At 72.4% G+C, this 18,131-nt stretch carries 16 protein-coding genes; 13 read left to right on the forward strand and 3 right to left on the reverse strand.

The annotated features are described in order from the left end of the window. Positions 1-77 precede the first annotated feature (77 nt). Both ABT154_RS10955 and ABT154_RS10960 read left to right on the forward strand, forming a co-directional pair. On the forward strand, positions 78-629 hold the full coding sequence (locus ABT154_RS10955; protein WP_351855615.1) for a TetR/AcrR family transcriptional regulator: 552 nt from the start codon (positions 78-80) through the stop codon (positions 627-629). After that, a complete protein-coding gene (locus tag ABT154_RS10960; protein ID WP_351855618.1) occupies positions 626-2,173 on the forward strand; it encodes an MFS transporter in 1,548 nt (515 codons plus the stop codon). Before ABT154_RS10955 ends, ABT154_RS10960 begins: the two co-directional genes overlap by 4 nt. Before the next feature lie 82 nt (positions 2,174-2,255). Here the strand turns inward: ABT154_RS10960 and ABT154_RS10965 are convergent, their stop codons facing one another. Next, on the reverse strand, positions 2,256-2,927 hold the full coding sequence (locus tag ABT154_RS10965; RefSeq protein ID WP_056566568.1) for a lysophospholipid acyltransferase family protein: 672 nt from the start codon (positions 2,925-2,927) through the stop codon (positions 2,256-2,258). Positions 2,928-3,147: 220 nt separating this feature from the next. Between ABT154_RS10965 and ABT154_RS10970 the strand changes: the two genes are divergently transcribed. The 3 genes from ABT154_RS10970 to ABT154_RS10980 all read left to right on the forward strand — a co-directional run bounded on the left by ABT154_RS10970 (position 3,148) and on the right by ABT154_RS10980 (position 5,587). Continuing rightward, entirely contained in the window at positions 3,148-4,332 is a 1,185-nt protein-coding gene (locus ABT154_RS10970) for a glycerophosphodiester phosphodiesterase (RefSeq protein ID WP_351855622.1), read from the forward strand. A 147-nt stretch (positions 4,333-4,479) separates the two neighbouring features. Beyond that, a complete protein-coding gene (locus ABT154_RS10975; RefSeq protein ID WP_351855625.1) occupies positions 4,480-5,058 on the forward strand; it encodes a sigma-70 RNA polymerase sigma factor region 4 domain-containing protein in 579 nt (192 codons plus the stop codon). Between the two features lie 37 nt (positions 5,059-5,095). Next, entirely contained in the window at positions 5,096-5,587 is a 492-nt protein-coding gene (locus ABT154_RS10980; RefSeq protein WP_351855797.1) for a GNAT family N-acetyltransferase, read from the forward strand. 1 nt (position 5,588) lies between these two features. On the opposite strand, the gene ABT154_RS10985 is transcribed toward ABT154_RS10980, so the two are convergent. Both ABT154_RS10985 and ABT154_RS10990 read right to left on the reverse strand, forming a co-directional pair. Beyond that, a complete protein-coding gene (locus ABT154_RS10985; RefSeq protein ID WP_351855627.1) occupies positions 5,589-6,044 on the reverse strand; it encodes a hypothetical protein in 456 nt (151 codons plus the stop codon). Positions 6,045-6,046: 2 nt separating this feature from the next. Beyond that, positions 6,047-6,409 (reverse strand): hypothetical protein, encoded by a 363-nt coding sequence (locus ABT154_RS10990; RefSeq protein WP_351855629.1) that lies wholly within the window; start codon positions 6,407-6,409, stop codon positions 6,047-6,049. Positions 6,410-7,019: 610 nt separating this feature from the next. Here ABT154_RS10990 and ABT154_RS10995 point away from each other — a divergent pair. The 8 genes from ABT154_RS10995 (at position 7,020) to ABT154_RS11030 (ending at position 18,108) form a co-directional block, all read left to right on the forward strand. Beyond that, entirely contained in the window at positions 7,020-8,075 is a 1,056-nt protein-coding gene (locus ABT154_RS10995; RefSeq protein WP_351855632.1) for a methionine ABC transporter ATP-binding protein, read from the forward strand. Beyond that, positions 8,072-8,740 (forward strand): methionine ABC transporter permease, encoded by a 669-nt coding sequence (locus tag ABT154_RS11000; protein WP_317876186.1) that lies wholly within the window; start codon positions 8,072-8,074, stop codon positions 8,738-8,740. Before ABT154_RS10995 ends, ABT154_RS11000 begins: the two co-directional genes overlap by 4 nt. A gap of 92 nt (positions 8,741-8,832) precedes the next feature. Next, a complete protein-coding gene (locus tag ABT154_RS11005; protein ID WP_332434175.1) occupies positions 8,833-9,687 on the forward strand; it encodes a MetQ/NlpA family ABC transporter substrate-binding protein in 855 nt (284 codons plus the stop codon). 209 nt (positions 9,688-9,896) lie between these two features. Next, positions 9,897-10,532 carry a GNAT family N-acetyltransferase gene (locus tag ABT154_RS11010; protein ID WP_351855635.1) on the forward strand — a complete coding sequence of 212 codons (636 nt, stop codon included), beginning with the start codon at positions 9,897-9,899 and terminating at the stop codon, positions 10,530-10,532. Between the two features lie 70 nt (positions 10,533-10,602). Further along, entirely contained in the window at positions 10,603-11,826 is a 1,224-nt protein-coding gene (gene cbiE, locus ABT154_RS11015) for a precorrin-6y C5,15-methyltransferase (decarboxylating) subunit CbiE (protein ID WP_351855638.1), read from the forward strand. Between the two features lie 330 nt (positions 11,827-12,156). Further along, complete coding sequence (cobT, locus tag ABT154_RS11020) at positions 12,157-15,618, forward strand: nicotinate-nucleotide--dimethylbenzimidazole phosphoribosyltransferase (protein WP_351855640.1); 3,462 nt, start codon at positions 12,157-12,159, stop codon at positions 15,616-15,618. A gap of 304 nt (positions 15,619-15,922) precedes the next feature. Then, a complete protein-coding gene (gene cobA / locus ABT154_RS11025; RefSeq protein WP_351855643.1) occupies positions 15,923-17,176 on the forward strand; it encodes a uroporphyrinogen-III C-methyltransferase in 1,254 nt (417 codons plus the stop codon). A 113-nt stretch (positions 17,177-17,289) separates the two neighbouring features. Continuing rightward, positions 17,290-18,108, forward strand: a complete 819-nt coding sequence (locus ABT154_RS11030) for a TrmH family RNA methyltransferase (protein WP_317877566.1) — start codon at positions 17,290-17,292, stop codon at positions 18,106-18,108. Positions 18,109-18,131 lie beyond the last annotated feature (23 nt).

Below are 18,131 nucleotides of genomic sequence, written 5' to 3' on the forward strand. Positions count from 1 at the left end.
CATCCCGCTCCCGCCTCCGGTGAGGCATCTGATTATCGAATGAGACATTCATGTCTCATTCGATGTATGGTCGTCTCATGTCAGTCGATCGCATCCAGGTGCTCCGTGCCGCCGCCGCCCTGCTCACCCGCAAGGCGACCGCCACCATGGACGAGGTCGCCCGCGCCGCGGGGATCGGCCGGGCCACGCTGCACCGGCACTTCGCCGGGCGGGACGCCCTGGTGCGGGCGCTCGAAGAGCTCGGCCTCCAGGAGCTGGAGGCGGCCCACGAACGGGCCCGCACCGGCGAAGGACCCGCCGACGAGGCCGTACGACGGCTCGTCGCCGAGGTCGAGCCCGTCGCACCGCTGCTCTCGTTCCTCGTGACCGAGAACCAGCTCTTCGAGGGCGACCAGCAGAACGACGGCTGGGAACGCCTCGACGCCCGGGTCTCCGCCCTCTTCCGGCGTGGCCAGGAAGAAGGCGTCTTCCGGATCGATCTGACCCCCGCCTGGCTCACCGAGGCCCTCTACGGGCTCATCGGTTCCGGCGCCTGGGCCGTGCAGGACGGCCGGGTCGCCGCCAAGGACTTCCAGTACATGATCGCCGAGCTGCTGCTCGGCGGAGCGCGCAGGAGCGTGGAGAAGTGACCACCACCACCGTCAGGAACACCGGACATACCGAGGGCGTGCGCGGCGGCCCCGGCCGGTGGCTCGCCCTGTCCGTCCTCGTTCTCGCCGTCCTCCTCGTGGCGGTCGACGCCACGGTGCTCGGACTCGCCACCCCCTTCCTCTCCGAGGACCTCAAGCCCACCGGCACCCAGCTCCTCTGGATCGGCGACGTCTACTCCTTCGTCATCGCCGGACTCCTGGTCTCCATGGGCAGCCTCGGCGACCGCATCGGCCGCAAGAAGCTGCTGCTCATCGGCGCCACCGCCTTCGGTGCCGTCTCCGTGCTGAACGCCTACGCCACCAGCCCCGAGATGATGATCGCGGCCCGCGCGCTGCTCGGTGTCGCCGGTGCCACCCTGATGCCGTCCACCCTGGCGCTCATCCGGAACCTCTTCCACGACCCGCGCGAGCGCAGCCTCGCCATCGGCATCTGGGGTGCCATGGCCTCGGCCGGCGCCGCCGTCGGTCCGGTCGTCGGCGGATTCCTCCTCGAGCACTTCTGGTGGGGCTCGGTCTTCCTGATCAACCTGCCCGTCATGGCCGTCCTCGTGGTCGTCGGCATCAAGCTGATCCCCGAGTCCAAGAACCCGACCCAGGGCCCCTGGGACGTGCCCAGCGTGCTGCTCTCCCTCGTCGGCATGATCGGCATCGTCTACGCGATCAAGGAACTGGCCTCCAAGGGCCCGTCGCTCGATGTCGGCCTCGCCGCGCTCGTCGGCGTGGGCGCCCTGACCTGGTTCGTCCGCAGGCAGCTGACCCTGCCCACGCCGCTCCTGGACATGCGACTGTTCCGCCACCGCGGGTTCTCGGGCGCCGTGCTCGCCGACCTGCTGACGATCCTGGGCCTCTCCGGCCTGGTGTTCTTCCTGTCCCAGTTCTTCCAGCTGGTCCAGGGCCGCCAGCCGCTGGAGGCCGGTCTCGCCGAACTCCCCGCCGCCGTCGGCGCGGTCACGGCCGGTCTGATCGCGGGTCTCGTGGCCCGGCGCTTCTCCGTACGGTCCGTGGTGGCCGGCGGTCTCGCGGCGGTCGGCCTCTCCCTGGCCGCCCTGACGACGATCGACCAGCACACCGGCTACCCGCTGCTCGGTGCCGCCCTGCTCGTCGTCGGTGTGGGCGCGGGCTTCGCGTTCACCGTCACCGCCGACGTGATCCTCTCCAGCGTCCCGAAGGAACAGGCCGGTTCCGCCTCGGCGGTCTCCGAGACCGCCTACGAACTGGGTGCCGCGCTCGGCATCGCCGTCCTCGGCTCGATCGTGACCGGAGTCTACCGGGGCTTCACCACCCCGGCCGGTGTCCCGTCCGACATCGCGTCAGCCGCCCACGAGTCGCTCGGCGGTGCGGCCGAGGCCTCCGGCGCCCTGGCACCGGACACCGCGACGGCCCTGATGTCGGCCGCCCAGGAGGCGTTCGTCGACGGTCTGCGGATCGCGGCCGGCGTCGGCGCGGCGGTCCTCCTGGCCACGGCGGTCGCCGCCTGGTTCCTTCTCAAGGGCCAGAAGCTGGAGGACGGCGTCGAGCACTGACGCCCCGGGAACACGACCGGAAACACGAAGGTGCCCCGTACAGCCGCCAGACCGTACGGGGCACCTTCACACGTGTACGGCGCTACGCGGCCTTCGCCTTCGTGGCGTACATGTCCACGTACTCCTGCCCCGAGAGCCGCATGACCTCGGCCATCACCGAATCCGTCACCGCCCGCAGCACATAGCGGTCGCGGTCCATCCCGTCGTACCGCGAGAACTCCATCGCCTCGCCGAAGCGGACCGTCACCCGGCCCGGACGCGGGAAGCCCGACCCGCCCGGCTGGATCTTGTCGGTGCCGATCATCGCGAACGGGATCACCGGCGCGCCCGTCATCAGGGTCAGCCGCGCGATGCCCGTACGGCCCCGGTACAGCCGGCCGTCGGGGGAGCGGGTGCCCTCCGGGTAGATCGAGAAGATCTTCCCCTCCTCCAGCACCCGGCGGCCGGTCATCAGCGCCGCGACACCGCCGCGGCCACCGTCCCGGTCCACCGGGATCATGCCGACGCTGGTGAAGAACCAGGCCATCGCCCGGCCCTTGATGCCCTTGCCCGTCACGTACTCGTCCTTGCCGATGAAATAGACCGGACGGTCCAGGCAGATCGGCATGATCATCGAGTCGATGAAGGTCAGGTGGTTGCCCGCGAGGATGACGGGACCGGTCCCCGGAATGTTCTCGGCGCCCTCCACGCGGGGGCGGAACATCAGGCGCATGACCGGCCCGAGCACTGCCTTGATGATCGCGAGACGGGACAACGGTTCCTCCGGTGGGACGCGGGTCAGTCGAGCTGACGGTGCAGCTGAGGACGATACTCGCGGGTCACCGCCATGCGCACATCGGGTTCACCGAGTGGATACGCAGTGTTGACGTGTGTTTCCGCCATGTTCGGCCGAGGTCTGCCACCCGTAGGGCCTTGGTGCCTAGCGTCGGGGGCACCCGTCGACAGGTGCGGGACACCACACAGGAGGACACTTCATGACCCAGGGCGAACGCCGGACCCCGGCGCGGCGGACGGTTCTCGGAGCGGCGGGCGCCACCGTCCTCGGCGCCTCCACGGCCCTCGCGGCCGGTACGGGCACGGCCCAGGCCGCGGACCCGCGGACCGGCGGCGCGGCGACGCACGGCCACGGCCGCGGCTACCGCTCCCTCCCGGTCCCCACCGTCATCGGCCACCGCGGCGCCAGCGGCTACCGGCCCGAGCACACCCTCGGCTCGTACCAGCTCGCCCTCGACCTCGGCGCCCACGTCATCGAGCAGGACCTCGTCCCCACCAAGGACGGGCACCTGGTCTGCCGCCACGAGAACGACATCTCCGGCACCACCGACGTCGCCGACCACCCCGAGTTCGCTTCCCGGAAGACCACCAAGAGCATCGACGGCACCACCCTCACCGGGTGGTTCACCGAGGACTTCACGCTCGCCGAGCTCAAGACCCTGCGGGCCAAGGAGCGCATCCCGGGCACCCGCCAGGAGAACACCCTGTACGACGGCCGCTGGACCGTCCCCACCTTCGAGGAGGTGCTGCGCTGGGCCGAGGACGAGGGCCGCCGCCGGGGCCGCGAGGTCTGGCTGCACGTCGAGACCAAGCACCCCACGTACTTCCGCTCCCTCGGCCTCGGTCTGGAGGAGCGGCTCGCCAAGCAGCTCCGCCGCTACGGTCGCCACCGCGCGAACTCCCCGGTCTTCCTCCAGTCCTTCGAGCCGAGCAGCATCCAGCGGCTCGCGAAGCTGGTGGACGCGCCCGGCGTGGTCCTGCTCTCCGGCGCGAGCAGCCGCCCCTGGGACTTCGTCCAGGCGGGGGACCCGCGCACGGTCGCCGACCTGGTCACGCCCAAGGGCCTGCGCTGGATCGCCTCGTACGCCCGGGGCATCGGGCCCACCCTCGACCTGGTCATCCCCAAGGACGCGAGCGGCCGGCTCGGCGACCCGACGACCCTGGTCCGGGACGCGCACGCGGAGGGCCTGATCCTCCACCCGTACACCCACCGCAACGAGAACAGCTTCCTGCCCGCGGACTTCCGCCGGGGCACGGACCCGACGGCGTACGGCGACGCCTTCGGCTCCCTGAAGCGGTATCTGGAGACGGGCATCGACGGCATCTTCGCCGACAACCCGGACACCGCGCTGCTCGCCGCCGCGGACCTCGACACCCGCGGCTGACCGACCGCGACGACGGCGGCGGGGCGACGGAGCGGGATGACGCTCCGGCCGTGTGCGGGCCCGACGACGGGGCCCGCACACCCCCCTCCCGGGTGGTTTGAACCCCGTACCGCAACCACGCCCGTGTACCCCGCCATCGTGCCGGTCATGACCACCCCCGGTACCGCCCCCGCCCCAGCGCCCGTCCAGGAGACCGCCCCCGGACTCCTCGCCGCCCTCGCGCCGCTGCTCGCCGCAGAGTCCGACGCCGAGGCGCCGGCCGCCGGCGTCGATCCGGGCGACCTCGAACAGGCCGTCTGGCTCCGCCTCCTCGAACAGCTCCGGGAGACCGGCGCCGCCCCCGAGCGGCCCGCCGAATGGCTGCGCCGGGCCGTCAGGGCCGAGGCCCGCCGGGCCCGCCGGACCAGCGACCGCGAGCGCCCGTACCGCGACGAGCCCGTCCACGAGCCGGTCGGCGCCGAGCCCCACGGCTCCCCGGAACTCTCCCTGATGGTCGACGAGGGCCGCCGCGACCTGCGCGACGCCGTCACCCGGACGCCGGGCCGCTGCCCCCGGGTGCTGACCGCGATGCTCGACCCCGAGGACCCCACCTACCGGGAAATCGCAGGAGAGTTGGGTATCTCACAGGGCAGTCTGGGGCCGATGCGTTCCCGTTGCCTGGGATGCCTGCGCAGAATGCTGGCTGCAGAGGTTCCCGCCCCCGGCCGACGGGGAAGGGTGCGGTAAACCGATGATCGACCAGATGAGCGGGAGGCGTGCACACATGGGCCTGAGCGTGACCATCTCAGCAGCGGACGTGCGGGACGCGGAGCACATCCTGAAGCTGCAGTACCTCTGCTACCAGAGCGAGGCGGAGCTGTACGGGAACTGGTCCATCGAACCGCTCACCCAGTCGCTCGACGCCCTGCGTGCCGAACTGGACGAGGGACACGGGCTCGTGGCCCGGCTCGGTGACGAGGTCGTGGCCTCCGTGAGGGCCGGCATCGACGAGGACGGCACGGTACGGATCGCCAAGCTGATCGTGCACCCCCGCATGCGGCGGCACGGTCTCGGCGGCCGGCTCCTCGACGGCATCGAGCGCCACTTCGCCGAAGCAACCCCGGTTTCGACGGCGTCCGCGAAGCGCTTCCAGCTCTTCACCGGCCACCGCAGCGAGGGCAACCTCCGCCTCTACCGCAGCAAGGGGTACGCCCAGGTCGCCACCCGCGAACTGGGCCCCGGGCTCACCCTGGTGACCCTGGAGAAGGCCGCCTGACTCAGGCGGCCTGGGCCTCGGTGCGCGACCGGCGCAGCCACCAGATGCCGGTCAGCGGCAGCAGCACCGGGATGAAGAGGTAGCCGTAGCCGAAGTCCGACCAGACCGTCGCGTCCGGGAAGGCGGACGGCTCCACCAGCGTCCAGGTCCCGACGATCAGCACGCCCACGAGCTCGGCGGCGCAGCACACCAGCGCCGCCCTGCGGGCCTTCTCGCCGCCGCGCACCAGCGTGTACGTGATGAAGACGTAGACGACCGCCGCCACCGCCGACAGGGAGTACGCCAGCGGCGCCCGGTCGAACTCGGAGGCGATCTGGTAGATCGAGCGCGAGACCGCGCCGACCGACATCACTCCGTACAGCCAGACCAGCAGCATGCCGGGGCCCGTGACGAGCCGGGTCTTCCCGCCCGGCGCGGCCTTCTCCTGCGTCTCCTGCGTCTCCTGCGTCCCGGTCATGCTCAGCCCACCGTCCAGATGTCGTAGAGACGCACTTCGAGCACGGCGAGGACGACCGCGCCGGCGGCCACCGTGGCCGAACCCCACCGGCTGCGCTCCGCGAGCGACATGAATCCGGCGATGGGCACCGCGCACAGCGCCCCGATCAGATAGGCGACGAAGATCGTCGCTCCCTCCTCGGCCTTCTCGCCGCGCGCCAGCTGCACGATCCCGACGATCAGCTGGACCACGACGAGGAAGGTCACCACGGCCATGCCGATGAAGTGCCAGTCCTTGGTCGGCTGGTCGCGGAAGGCGGCGAAGCCGCACCAGGCGGCGAGGGCGAGCGCGGCCACGGAGACCGCGACCGTCAGGACGTCAAGCATGCGCCCGAGGGTATTACGGTCCGGACGGCCGGATGCGCCCGCCCCCTGCTGCGGCCCCGTGCCTCGCGCCGCTCCACCCCCGCCCCTCCCGGCGCCCCGTGGCCCCGAAGGTGGCCTTGGCCACAACCCGCCCCCGCACCCGCCCCCTCGTACCCCCGCGGGCCACCCGATCCACCGGCCCCTTCCCCGCAGGCCACACCGGGAGAGCGGACCGGAACCCTCGCCTCCACACCGTCCGCCTAATGTCTCAATGACGTCCGCTATTCGGACAGCCCCGTTTCGTTCGCACCTGCGCATGGTTTACTTGCACCCATGACCACGACGAGCAGCCGCACCCTTGCGACCGAGGCGATCACGACGCCCGGTGCTCGTTGTATGTGTCGAATGTGCGCCTTCTGAGGGCCCCCGCCTGAGTCCCGCGCCCCGAAGCGGGACCGACGGCCGCGCCGATCCGCCCGCCTTCCGGCGACGGACCGTGCCTGCCCCGCGCACCCCGCCGAACCCCGGTCACCCGCCGGAGCGGCTTCCGTGCGCCTGACTGTCCGAATCGACGAATGCCCCGTGCACGACGGACCCCGCGTCGCGCACTCGACAGTGACGGAAACCCCCTGTGATCACCACTTCGGGCCTGACCAAGGTCTATGAGTCGCGCGGCCGGCAGGTCACCGCTCTGGACGGCGTCGACCTCCACGTCCGCGAGGGCGAGGTCTTCGGCGTGATCGGCCAGAGCGGCGCCGGCAAGTCCTCGCTCATCCGCTGCGTCAACCTCCTGGAGCGCCCCACCTCCGGCACGGTGACCGTCGACGGCCTCGACCTCACCGCCCTCGCCGGCAGGGGCCGCCGCGCGGGCCGGGACCTGCGCCGGGCGCGCAGCAGCATCGGCATGGTCTTCCAGCACTTCAACCTGCTGTCCTCCCGCACCGTGAAGGACAACATCGAACTTCCCCTGGAGATCCTCGGCGTCTCCGGCGCCGAGCGCTCCCGCCGGGCCCTGGAACTCCTCGACCTGGTCGGCCTCGCCGACAAGGCGAAGTCCTACCCCGGCCAGCTCTCCGGCGGCCAGAAGCAGCGTGTGGGCATCGCCCGCGCCCTCGCCGGCGAGCCCAAGGTCCTGCTCTCCGACGAGGCCACCAGCGCACTCGACCCGGAGACCACCCGCTCCATCCTCCAGCTGCTGCGCGACCTCAACCAGCAGCTCGGCCTCACCGTCCTCCTCATCACCCACGAGATGGACGTCGTGAAGACCATCTGCGACTCCGCCGCGCTGATGCAGCACGGCCGCGTCGTCGAGTCCGGCACCGTCGGCGAATTGCTGGCCACCCCCGGCTCCCAGCTGGCGGCCGAACTCTTCCCGGTCAGCGGATCGCACACCGGCCCCGACCGCACCGTCGTCGACGTCACCTTCCACGGTGACTCCGCGACCCAGCCGGTCATCTCGCAGCTCTCCCGCACGTACAACATCGACATCTCGATCCTCGGGGCGGCGATGGACACGGTCGGCGGCAAGCAGATCGGCCGGATGCGGATCGAGCTGCCCGGACGGTACGAGGACAACGTCGTCCCGGTCGGCTTCCTGCGCGAGCAGGGCCTCCAGGTCGAGGTCGTCGAAGAGGAATCGCAGGAGCCGGCCACCGCGCCCGTGCTGGTGAAGGAAGGTGCCAAGTGACCTGGTCCGAGATGCAGCCCCTGCTGGAGCAGGGCACCGTCGACACGCTCTACATGGTCCTGTGGGCCACCGTCGTCACCGTGCTCGGCGGCCTGCCGCTCGGCATCCTCCTGGTCCTCACGGACAAGGGCGGACTGCTGCAGAACCGGCCGGTGAACAAGATCGTCGGTGCGATCGTGAACGTCGGGCGTTCGCTGCCCTTCATCATCCTGCTGATCGCCCTGATCCCCTTCACCACCTTCGTCGTCGGCACCTTCATCGGCCCGACCGCGATGATCGTGCCGCTCGCCATCGGCGCCATCCCCTTCTTCGCCCGGCTCGTCGAGACCTCGGTCCGCGAGGTCGACCACGGACTCGTCGAGGCCGTCCAGGCCATGGGCGGCGGCATCCCCACCATCGTCCGCAAGGTGCTGCTCCCGCAGGCCCTGCCCTCGCTGATCTCGGGCGTCACCACCACGGTCATCGTCCTCATCGGCTACTCGGCGATGGCCGGCGCGGTCGGCGGCGAAGGCCTCGGATCCAAGGCCGTCACCTACGGCTACCAGCGCTTCGACACCACGTTCATGCTGGTCACCGTGGTCGTCCTGGTCCTGATCGTGACCGTCGTCCAGCTCATCGGCGACGGGGTCGTACGACTCCTCGCCCGCCGGGGGCGTACCGCGTAACGCCCCCCGGCCACCCCAGACTTCGTCCTTCGAAGAACAGCCCGGACTTGTTGTCCAGGCGTCCACCGCTCCACCTGAAAGAGGCACTCTTCGTGCGTAAGAACATCAAGCTCACCGCCGGCATCGCCGCCACCGCCGCCCTCGCCCTCGGCCTCACCGCCTGCGGCACCTCCTCGGACCCGTCCTCCAAGGCGGCCGGCTCCGGAGACGCCGACAAGGCCCTCGTCGTCGCCGCGTCCCCCACGCCGCACGCCGACATCCTCAACTACGTCAAGGACAACCTGGCCGAGAAGGCCGGCCTGAAGCTGGAGGTGAAGGAGTTCACGGACTACATCCTGCCGAACACCGCCACCGAGACCGGCCAGGTCGACGCCAACTTCTTCCAGCACAAGCCGTACCTCGACGACTTCAACAAGAAGAACAACACCCACATCGTCCCGGTGGTCAACGTCCACCTGGAGCCGCTGGGCCTCTACTCCAAGAACCTCAAGTCGCTGAAGGACATCAAGGCGGGCCAGACCATCGCCGTCCCCAACGACACCACCAACGGCGGCCGTGCCCTCCAGCTGCTCGCCGACAACGGCCTGATCACGATCAAGCCCGGTGTCGGCACCAACGCCAAGATCTCCGACATCACCGACAAGAAGGGCCTGGAGTTCAAGGAGCTGGAGGCCGCCACCGTGCCCCGCGCCCTGAACGACGTGGACGCCGCCGTCATCAACGGCAACTTCGCCATCGAGGCCAAGCTGGAGCCGGCGAAGGACGCCCTGGCCCTGGAGAAGGCCGAGGGCAACCCGTACGCCAACTTCCTCGCCGTCAAGGAGGGCAACGAGAAGGACGCGCGCGTGCAGAAGCTCGCGAAGCTCCTCAACTCGCCCGAGGTGAAGAAGTACATCGAGGACACCTACAAGGGCTCGATCATCCCGGCCTTCGGCGCCGTCAAGTAACAGCCCCCGACGAGGGCCACCGGCCGAGGGACCGTCAGACCGGTTCCCCCGTACAGTCCTTGGGCAGAAGGCCCCCGCATCCCGTCCGGTGCGCGGGGCCTTCGCCGCACCCCCGCCCGACACCCCACCCGGCCATGCGTGACGGCGGCAGCATGCTGCATGCTGTGCGTTCACGGTCGATTCGGACGGTCCACGGCATGGAGCTGCGCATGACTACCACCTTTCCGGACATCTCCATCAACACGGACCGGTTGGTGCTGCGCGCGCTCGAAGAGGCGGACGCCCCCGCCCTCGCCGAGATGATGAACGACGAACTCGTGGCCGCCTGGACCGCGGTGCCCCAGCCCTACACCGAGGCCGCGGCCCACCGGTGGATCACCGAGTACGCTCCCGCCGAACGCGCCGCGGGCCGGGGCATCGACCTCGCCGTGACCGAGTTCCTCACCCAGCGCCTCGTCGGCGTCATCCAGCTGAGCAGGACCGACTGGCGGGTCCGCACCACCGAGATCTCCTACATCATCGCCCCCTGGGCACGCGGCGAGGGGTACGCCTCCGAGGCCTCCCTCGCCACCGCCCAGTGGCTCTTCGGCGACCAGGGGTTCGAACGTCTGGAACTCCGCACGGCCGCCGACAACACCGCCTCCCAGCAGGTGGCCCAGAAGATCGGCTGCATCAGCGAAGGCGTCCTGCGCAACGCCTGCATAGCCCGCACCCGCACCGAGGACGGCAGCTGGACCGATCTGCGCACCGACTTCATCGTCTGGGGCCTCCTCCCCGAGGACCTCGACGGCGTCGCCGACCAGATGGCCGAGGCCGGATACTCCTCCTTCACCGACTGGAGCTGAGCCCCGACGGCCCGCGCGGGGTACGCTCGGCACACCTCCCGACCTGCGACGACACCAGGAGACGACGACGATGGCCGACCGCGTCACCGTGATCGGCTGGGACGGTTCGCCCCTCACCGCGGCGGCCCGGTCCGCGCTCTCCGCCGCCACCCTGGTGGCCGGCGCCGCCCACCACCTGGCGCTGCCCGAGGTGCCGCCCACCGCCGAACGCATCCGCCTCGGCAGTGTCGACCTCGCCGCCCGCCGCATCGCCGGCCACCGCGGCACCGCCGTCGTCCTCGCCGACGGCGACCCCGGCTTCTTCGGCGTCGTCCGCACCCTGCGCGCCCCCGAGCACGGCCTCGAAGTCGAGGTCGTCCCCGCCGTCTCCTCGGTCGCCGCCGCCTTCGCGCGCGCCGGCATGCCCTGGGAGGACGCCCGGATCGTCGTCGCCCACCAGCGCACCCTGCGCCGCGCCGTCAACGTCTGCCGCGCCCACCCCAAGGTCGCCGTCCTCACCTCGCCCGGTGCGGGACCCGCCGAACTCGCCCTCCTCCTCGAAGGGGTCCACCGCACCTTCGTCGTCTGCGAGGAGCTCGGCACCGACCGCGAACAGGTGTCCGTCCTCACCTCCGACAAGGCCGCCGACCACAGCTGGCGCGACCCCAATGTCGTCCTCGTCATCGGCGGCGGCACCACCGGCGGCACCCCCGGCACCCCCTGGCTGGCCGGCCAGGACACGGCGGCCCGGTCCGTACGGGGCTGGGGCCTGCCCATGGAGGAGTACGGGCACGAGGTCGGACGGACCGGCACCGGCGAGGATCCGTCGCTCCGCGCCGCCCAGCTCGCCCGCCTCGGCCCCCGCAGCGGAGACCTCGTCTGGGACATCGGCTGCGCGGGCGGCGCCTTCGCCGTCGAGGCCGCCCGCTTCGGCGCCGCCGTCATCGCGGTGGACGCCGACCCGGCCGCCTGCGCCCGCACCGAGCAGGCCGCCCGCCGCCACGGCGTACCCCTCCAGACCGTCCCGGGCAGGGCCCCGCGCGTCCTGGAGAACCTGCCCGAACCGGATGTCGTACGGATCGCGGCGGGCGGCGTCCCCGTCGTCACGGCCTGCACCGACCGGCGACCGGAACGGATCGTCGCCCACGCCTCCACCCGCGACGAGGCCGAGGCGATCGGCGCCGCCCTCGCGGGCGGCGGCTACACGGTCGAGAGCCTCCTCCTCCAGACCGTCGGTCTCGACCCGGCCGACTGGTCGGAACGCGAGCGTTCCGTCGTGTTCCTGCTGTCCGGACGCAGGGCGAACTCCGCGTAGCCCCGTCGGGGGCGACCCCACCCCCGACCGTGAGGCCCCCCGGAGCCGGGTAGGCTGGCCGATTGTTGTACCGCATCCGGATGTTCGGCGATTCGTTCGGCAATGTCCGGATCGGGTGGCCGCTTCGTGCCGCTGACGTGGTACGTGACAAGGGGGGACGGCGCGACGTGGCGCAGTCCACAGCGCACCGTGGCGAATCTCCCTGCCACGAAGGCCGGGGGCCGCGACAATGTGTGGGTGTCCGCGTGTTCTTCGTGCCGCGCGGCGCACGCGCTCGTTGTTGTCGACGGGCGCAGGTCTGAAGGAACAAGCGATGGGCGAGGGGTACGCATGACGGACACCGGCCAGGTCCCGGGCGAGGGACTGCCGGAGAACTCAGGCATGGTCGAGCAGCCGGGCATCCCCGCTCCGGGCGCGTACACCTTCCTGGACCCCTCCGGTCACACCACAGAGGACGACGACCTGCTGCTGATGCCGGGCGCCCAGGGTGCCTGGAGCGAGCACCCGCCGGGCGTCGCGCCCGCGCCGCCGGTCGCCGTACCGCCCCCGCCGGTGGTCCCGAACCAGGCGGCCCCTCAGCAGGGCGTACCGCACCCCGAGGGGCAGCCTCCGCTGGGCGACCCGCTCGCCGCGCCCCTGCCGGACCCGCTGACGGCACCGCTCGACGCCGTGGCGCTGGCCGACGTGCTGACGGCCCCGCAGACGCAGACCCCGCCGCAGGGCGTCCCGCTCGCGCAGCCCATGGGCACCCCGGCGCACGGCGTCCCGCTCGCGGGCACTCCGGCGCACGGAATCCCGGCCGAGCAGTTCGCCGGTACCCCCGCGCACGGCGTCCCGCTCACCGGTACCCCCGCGCACGGCGTCCCGCTCGCCGGTACTCCGGCGCACGGCGTTCCCGTGCCCCCGCAGGAGCAGGTCGTCACCGACCACGGCTACGAGCCCGGCATCCTCGACACCGGCGCCCACGAGGCCGCCGGCCGCGACACCGGCTCCGTCGACCTCGGCGGCGTCCGCGTGCCCCCGCCCGCCCCGGCGCCCGCGCCCGGCCCGGCCCGCCGCCCGCTGCACATGGGTCCGCCCGTGCCCGAGGCCGGAGGGGTCGTCCTCTCGCTGGCCGACCGCGGCCCGGCCGCCGCGCCGGCCCCGCAGCCCGCCCCGGTCCCCGTACCCGAGCCGCTCGTGGCCACCGGCCCCGCACCCGTGCCGGTACGCGACCCGGGCCCGCCGACCACCGGCCCCGAGTACTTCGACATCGCGCAGGACCAGCAGCTCGCGCCGCAGGGCGCGGAGCCGTGGGCCGCGCAGCCGCAGGAGCCGGTGGCACAGTCGGCCCCCGCGGAAACGGTCGTCCCGCCGAACGGCCAGTTCGTGCAGGTCGAGGGCTCGGTCCCGACGACCCCGCACCTGGCCCCGGTCCAGGCCCCGCAGACCCCGGAGGCCGAACCGGTTGAGGCCCCCGAGCAGCAGGAGCCGACGGAGCCCGTGCCGGCCACGCCGGTGGAGACGGCCCCGGTGGAGACCGCCCCGGAGCCCGTGGCGGAGCCCACCGAGCCCCCGGCCGCCGAGGCCGTAGCCCCCGAGGCCACCGTCCCCGCACCGCGAGAGCCGGAGGCGGAAGCCGCCCCGGAGCCCGTACGGGAAGCGGAGCAGGCCCCGGAGACGGAGCCGCGGCCGGAGACGCCCGAGGAGCCGACGGAGCCCGAAGCCGAGGCGATCGGCGCACCTGAGGAGGCCCCCGTAGAGGTGGCCGCCGAGGAGCTCCCGCTGGTGGCGGAGGAGACCCCCGAGCCCGCACCGGCGGAGGCGGAGCCCGCAGCGGCCGAGGAGCCCACGGAGACCCCCGAGCCGCTCGCGGCCGACGTGGCGACGCCCGACACCGAGCCGGAGACCGCCGAGGTCGCCGCCGACACGGAGCCGGAGGCCACGGCGGCCCCGGACGTCGACGCGGCCCCGAACCCCGACGCGGCCCCCGACCTCGATGCCGCTCCCGCACCCGAGGCCGAGGCCGCCCCCGCGACCGCGCAGGAAGAGGACCAGGAGCCCACCCCCTCCCCGGAGTCCGCCCCGGCCCCGGGGTACGACGACGCCGAGCGCGAAGCGGTCCTCCGGGTCATGCGCGAGCGCCGCGACATCCGCAACGGCTTCCGCTCCGACCCGATCCCGCACGAGGTGCTGCTCCGCGTCCTGGAGGCCGCCCACACGGCCCCGAGCGTCGGCCACTCGCAGCCCTGGGACTTCGTCGTCATCCGCTCCGCCGAGACCCGGCAGACGATGCACGAACTGGCCGAGCGCCAGCGCGAGGCCTACGCCAAGTCGCTGCCCAAGGCGCGGGCGAAGCAGTTCAAGGAACTGAAGATCGAGGCGATCCTCGACACCCCGGTCAACATCGTGGTGACGGCCGACCCGACCCGCGGGGGCCGCCACACCCTCGGCCGCTACACGCAGCCGCAGATGGCCCCGTACTCCTCGGCGCTCGCGGTCGAGAACCTCTGGCTCGCGGCCCGGGCCGAAGGCCTCGGCGTGGGCTGGGTCAGCTTCTTCGACGAGCGCGAGATGGTCCGCACGCTGGGCCTCCCCGAGCACCTCGAAGTGGTCGCGTACCTCTGCGTCGGCTACGTCGACGAGTTCCCCGAGGAACCCGAACTGATGCAGGCGGGCTGGTCCAAGCGCCGCCCGCTGGCGTGGGTCGTCCACGAGGAGACGTACGGCCGCCGCGCCCTGCCCGGCGAGGAGCCGCACGACCTCCTCCAGGAGACCATCGCCAACATCCGCCCGCTGGACGCCAAGGCGCTCGGCGAGGCCTGGGAGCGCCAGAAGCGCATGACCAAGCCCGCCGGTGCGCTGGGCATGCTGGAGATCATCTCCGCGCAGCTCTCCGGCCTGTCCCGGGTCTGCCCGCCGCCGATCCCGGAGCCCGCGGCGGTCGCGATCTTCGCCGGCGACCACGGCGTCCACGCCCAGGGCGTGACACCGTGGCCGCAGGAGGTCACCGGCCAGATGGTGGCCAACTTCCTCGGCGGGGGAGCGGTCTGCAACGCCTTCGCCAACCAGGTGGGTGCCGAGGTCTGCGTCATCGACGTGGGCGTGGCCTCCGAACTCCCGGCCACGCCGGGCCTGCTTCCGCGCAAGGTCCGCCCGGGAACCGGTGACTTCACCACCGGCCTCGCGATGACCCGCGAAGAAGTACTGGCGGCCATCGAGGTGGGCATCGAGACGGCCCGCGACCTCGTCGCGGCAGGCAACAAGGCGCTGCTCACGGGCGAGATGGGCATCGCGAACACCACCGCGTCCGCCGCCCTGATCTCGGTCTACACGGGCGTCGACCCGACCGAGGTCACCGGCCGGGGCACGGGCATCAACGACGAGACGCACGCCCGCAAGGTGGATGTGGTCCGTCGCGCCCTCGACCTGCACAAGCCGGACCCGGCGGACCCGATCGGCGTCCTCGCGGCGGTCGGCGGCCTGGAGCACGCGGCCCTCGTCGGCCTGATCCTGGGCGCGGCGTCCCTCCGTACCCCGGTGATCCTGGACGGCGTCTCCACGGGCGCGGCGGCCCTGGTCGCCCGCGCCATCGCCCCCGAGTCGCTGGCGGCCTGCATCGCCGGCCACCGCAGCGCGGAGCCCGGCCACGTGGCCGCGCTCAACAAGCTGGGCCTGCGCCCCCTGGTCGACCTGGACCTCCGCCTCGGCGAGGGCACGGGCGCCCTGCTGGCCCTCCCGCTGGTGCAGAGCGCGGCCCGCGCGATGCACGAGGTGGCCACGTTCGACTCGGCGGGAGTCACCGAGAAGTAGGACCACGAAGCGTCCCCGACCCACACACGCGAGTGGGGGGACGCGCAGGGACCGTGTTCGGGACGTACGTCACGCAGTCCGAGCACGGTTCCGGAGCGGCCCCCGCGGAGGGGGCCACCGGGCGGGTGTCACCGGGAACCCGGAATCCGGGGATCCGGGAATCCCTGAGACGCAACGGGGACACCGGCCCAGCCCCCGGGACATCCATCACAACGTGACATGTAGCCGTCACCGATATCGTGGCCCCACCAGCCGCTTCACCGAAGCAGTGGCCAGCACCCACCCTCCGAGGAGCCGCTCACCCATGGCCGAGCACGCCGATCACACCGCCCAGCCGACGACGCACCCCGCCTACCCCGTGGGCCTGCGCCTGGCGGGCCGCCGCGTAGTCGTCCTCGGCGGCGGCCAGGTGGCCCAGCGCCGACTGCCGGCCCTGATCGCCGCGGGCGCCGAGATCACCCTGATCTCCCCTTCCGCGACCCCCTCCGTGGACGTGATGGCGGAGACGGGCGAGATCACCTGGATCAAGCGCCGGTACGAGGACGGGGACTTGACCGACGCCTGGTACGCCCTGGTGGCGACCACGGACCCGGCCGCGAACGCCGCCGCGTCCGCCGAGGCCGAGCGGACCCGGACCTGGTGCGTGCGCTCGGACGACGCGGAGGCGGCCACCGCCTGGACCCCGGCCACCGGCCGCAGCGAGGGCGTGACCGTGGCCGTCCTGACCGGCCACGACCCCCGCCGCTCCGCCGCCGTGCGCGACGCGATCGTCGAGGGGCTCCGCGACGGTTCGATCGCCGCGCCCGCGCGCCGCGCCCGTACCCCCTTCGTCGCCCTGGTGGGCGGCGGCCCCGGCGACCCGGACCTGATCACGGTGCGCGGCCGTCGGCTGCTGGCCGATGCGGACGTGGTCATCGCGGACCGGCTCGGCCCCCGTGACCTCCTGGACGAGCTGCCGCCGCACGTCGAGGTGATCGACGCGGCGAAGATCCCGTACGGCCGCTTCATGGCCCAGGAGGCCATCAACAACGCGCTGATCGAGCACGCGAAGGCGGGCAGGTCCGTCGTACGGCTCAAGGGCGGCGACCCGTTCGTCTTCGGCCGGGGCATGGAGGAGGCGCAGGCGCTGGCCGCCGAGGGAATCGCCTGCACGGTGGTCCCGGGCATCTCCAGCTCGATCTCGGTCCCCGGTGCGGCCGGCATCCCGGTCACGCACCGCGGCGTGGCCCATGAGTTCACCGTGGTCAGCGGCCACGTGGCCCCCGACGACCCGCGCTCGCTGGTCGACTGGGCGTCCCTCGCGAAGCTGACCGGCACGCTCGTGATCCTCATGGGCGTCGACAAGATCGGGAAGATCGCCGAGGCGCTGATCGCCCACGGGAAGTCCCCGGACACCCCGCTGGCCCTGGTCCAGGAGGGCACCACGGCGTCGCAGCGCAGGGTGGACGCCACGCTGGCGACGGTCGCGGAGACGGTGAGGGCCCAGGAGGTCCGACCGCCGGCGGTCATCGTGATCGGCGACGTGGTCAGGGAGGCCCCGGACCGCCTGGTGAAGTAGCCCGCGAGGGCGACCTCTCCAGGAAGCCGAAACCCGCACCCCCGACCCCCGGCGGGCCCCCGAACCCGGCCGAACACATTGGCACCACACCCCGGACAAGGCAGTATCACCTCGTGGCCGAACTCATCACGATCGACGATCCCGACGACCCGCGCCTGCGCGACTACACCGGTCTGACCGATGTCGAGCTCCGCCGGAGACGCGAGCCGGCCGAGGGCCTGTTCATCGCGGAGGGCGAGAAGGTCATCCGCCGGGCCCGGCAGGCCGGGTACGAGATGAGGTCGATGCTGCTCTCCGCGAAGTGGGTCGACGTGATGCGGGACGTCATCGACGAGGTCCCGGCGCCGGTGTACGCGATCCAGCCGGACCTCGCCGAGCGCGTGACCGGCTACCACGTGCACCGGGGCGCGCTCGCCTCGATGCAGCGCAAGCCGCTCCCGGACGCGGCGGAGCTCCTGGGCGTCGCCCGGCGGGTGGTCGTGATGGAGTCGGTGAACGACCACACCAACATCGGTGCGATCTTCCGCAGCGCAGCCGCGCTCGGCATGGACGCGGTGCTGCTCTCGCCGGACTGCGCGGACCCGCTCTACCGCCGCTCGGTGAAGGTGTCGATGGGGGCGGTGTTCTCCGTCCCGTACGCGCGCCTGGACAGCTGGCCGCGGGGTCTGGAGGCCGTACGGGAGGCGGGGTTCAAGCTGCTCGCGCTCACTCCGGCAGAGAAGGCGATGTCGATCGACGAGGCGGCTCCGCACCGTCTGGAGCGGGTGGCGCTGATGCTGGGCGCGGAGGGCGACGGCCTGTCCACGCAGGCTCTGCGCGCCGCCGACGAGTGGGTCCGTATCCCGATGGCGCACGGCGTCGACTCGCTGAACGTCGGTGCGGCGGCGGCCGTCGCGTTCTACGCGGTGGCGACGGGCCGCCCGGAGTCCTGAGCCCGAAGTCCTGACCCGGGAAG

The sequence above is a fragment of the Streptomyces sp. NPDC001728 genome (genome assembly GCF_040297565.1).
In the GTDB taxonomy this organism is placed as follows: domain Bacteria; phylum Actinomycetota; class Actinomycetes; order Streptomycetales; family Streptomycetaceae; genus Streptomyces.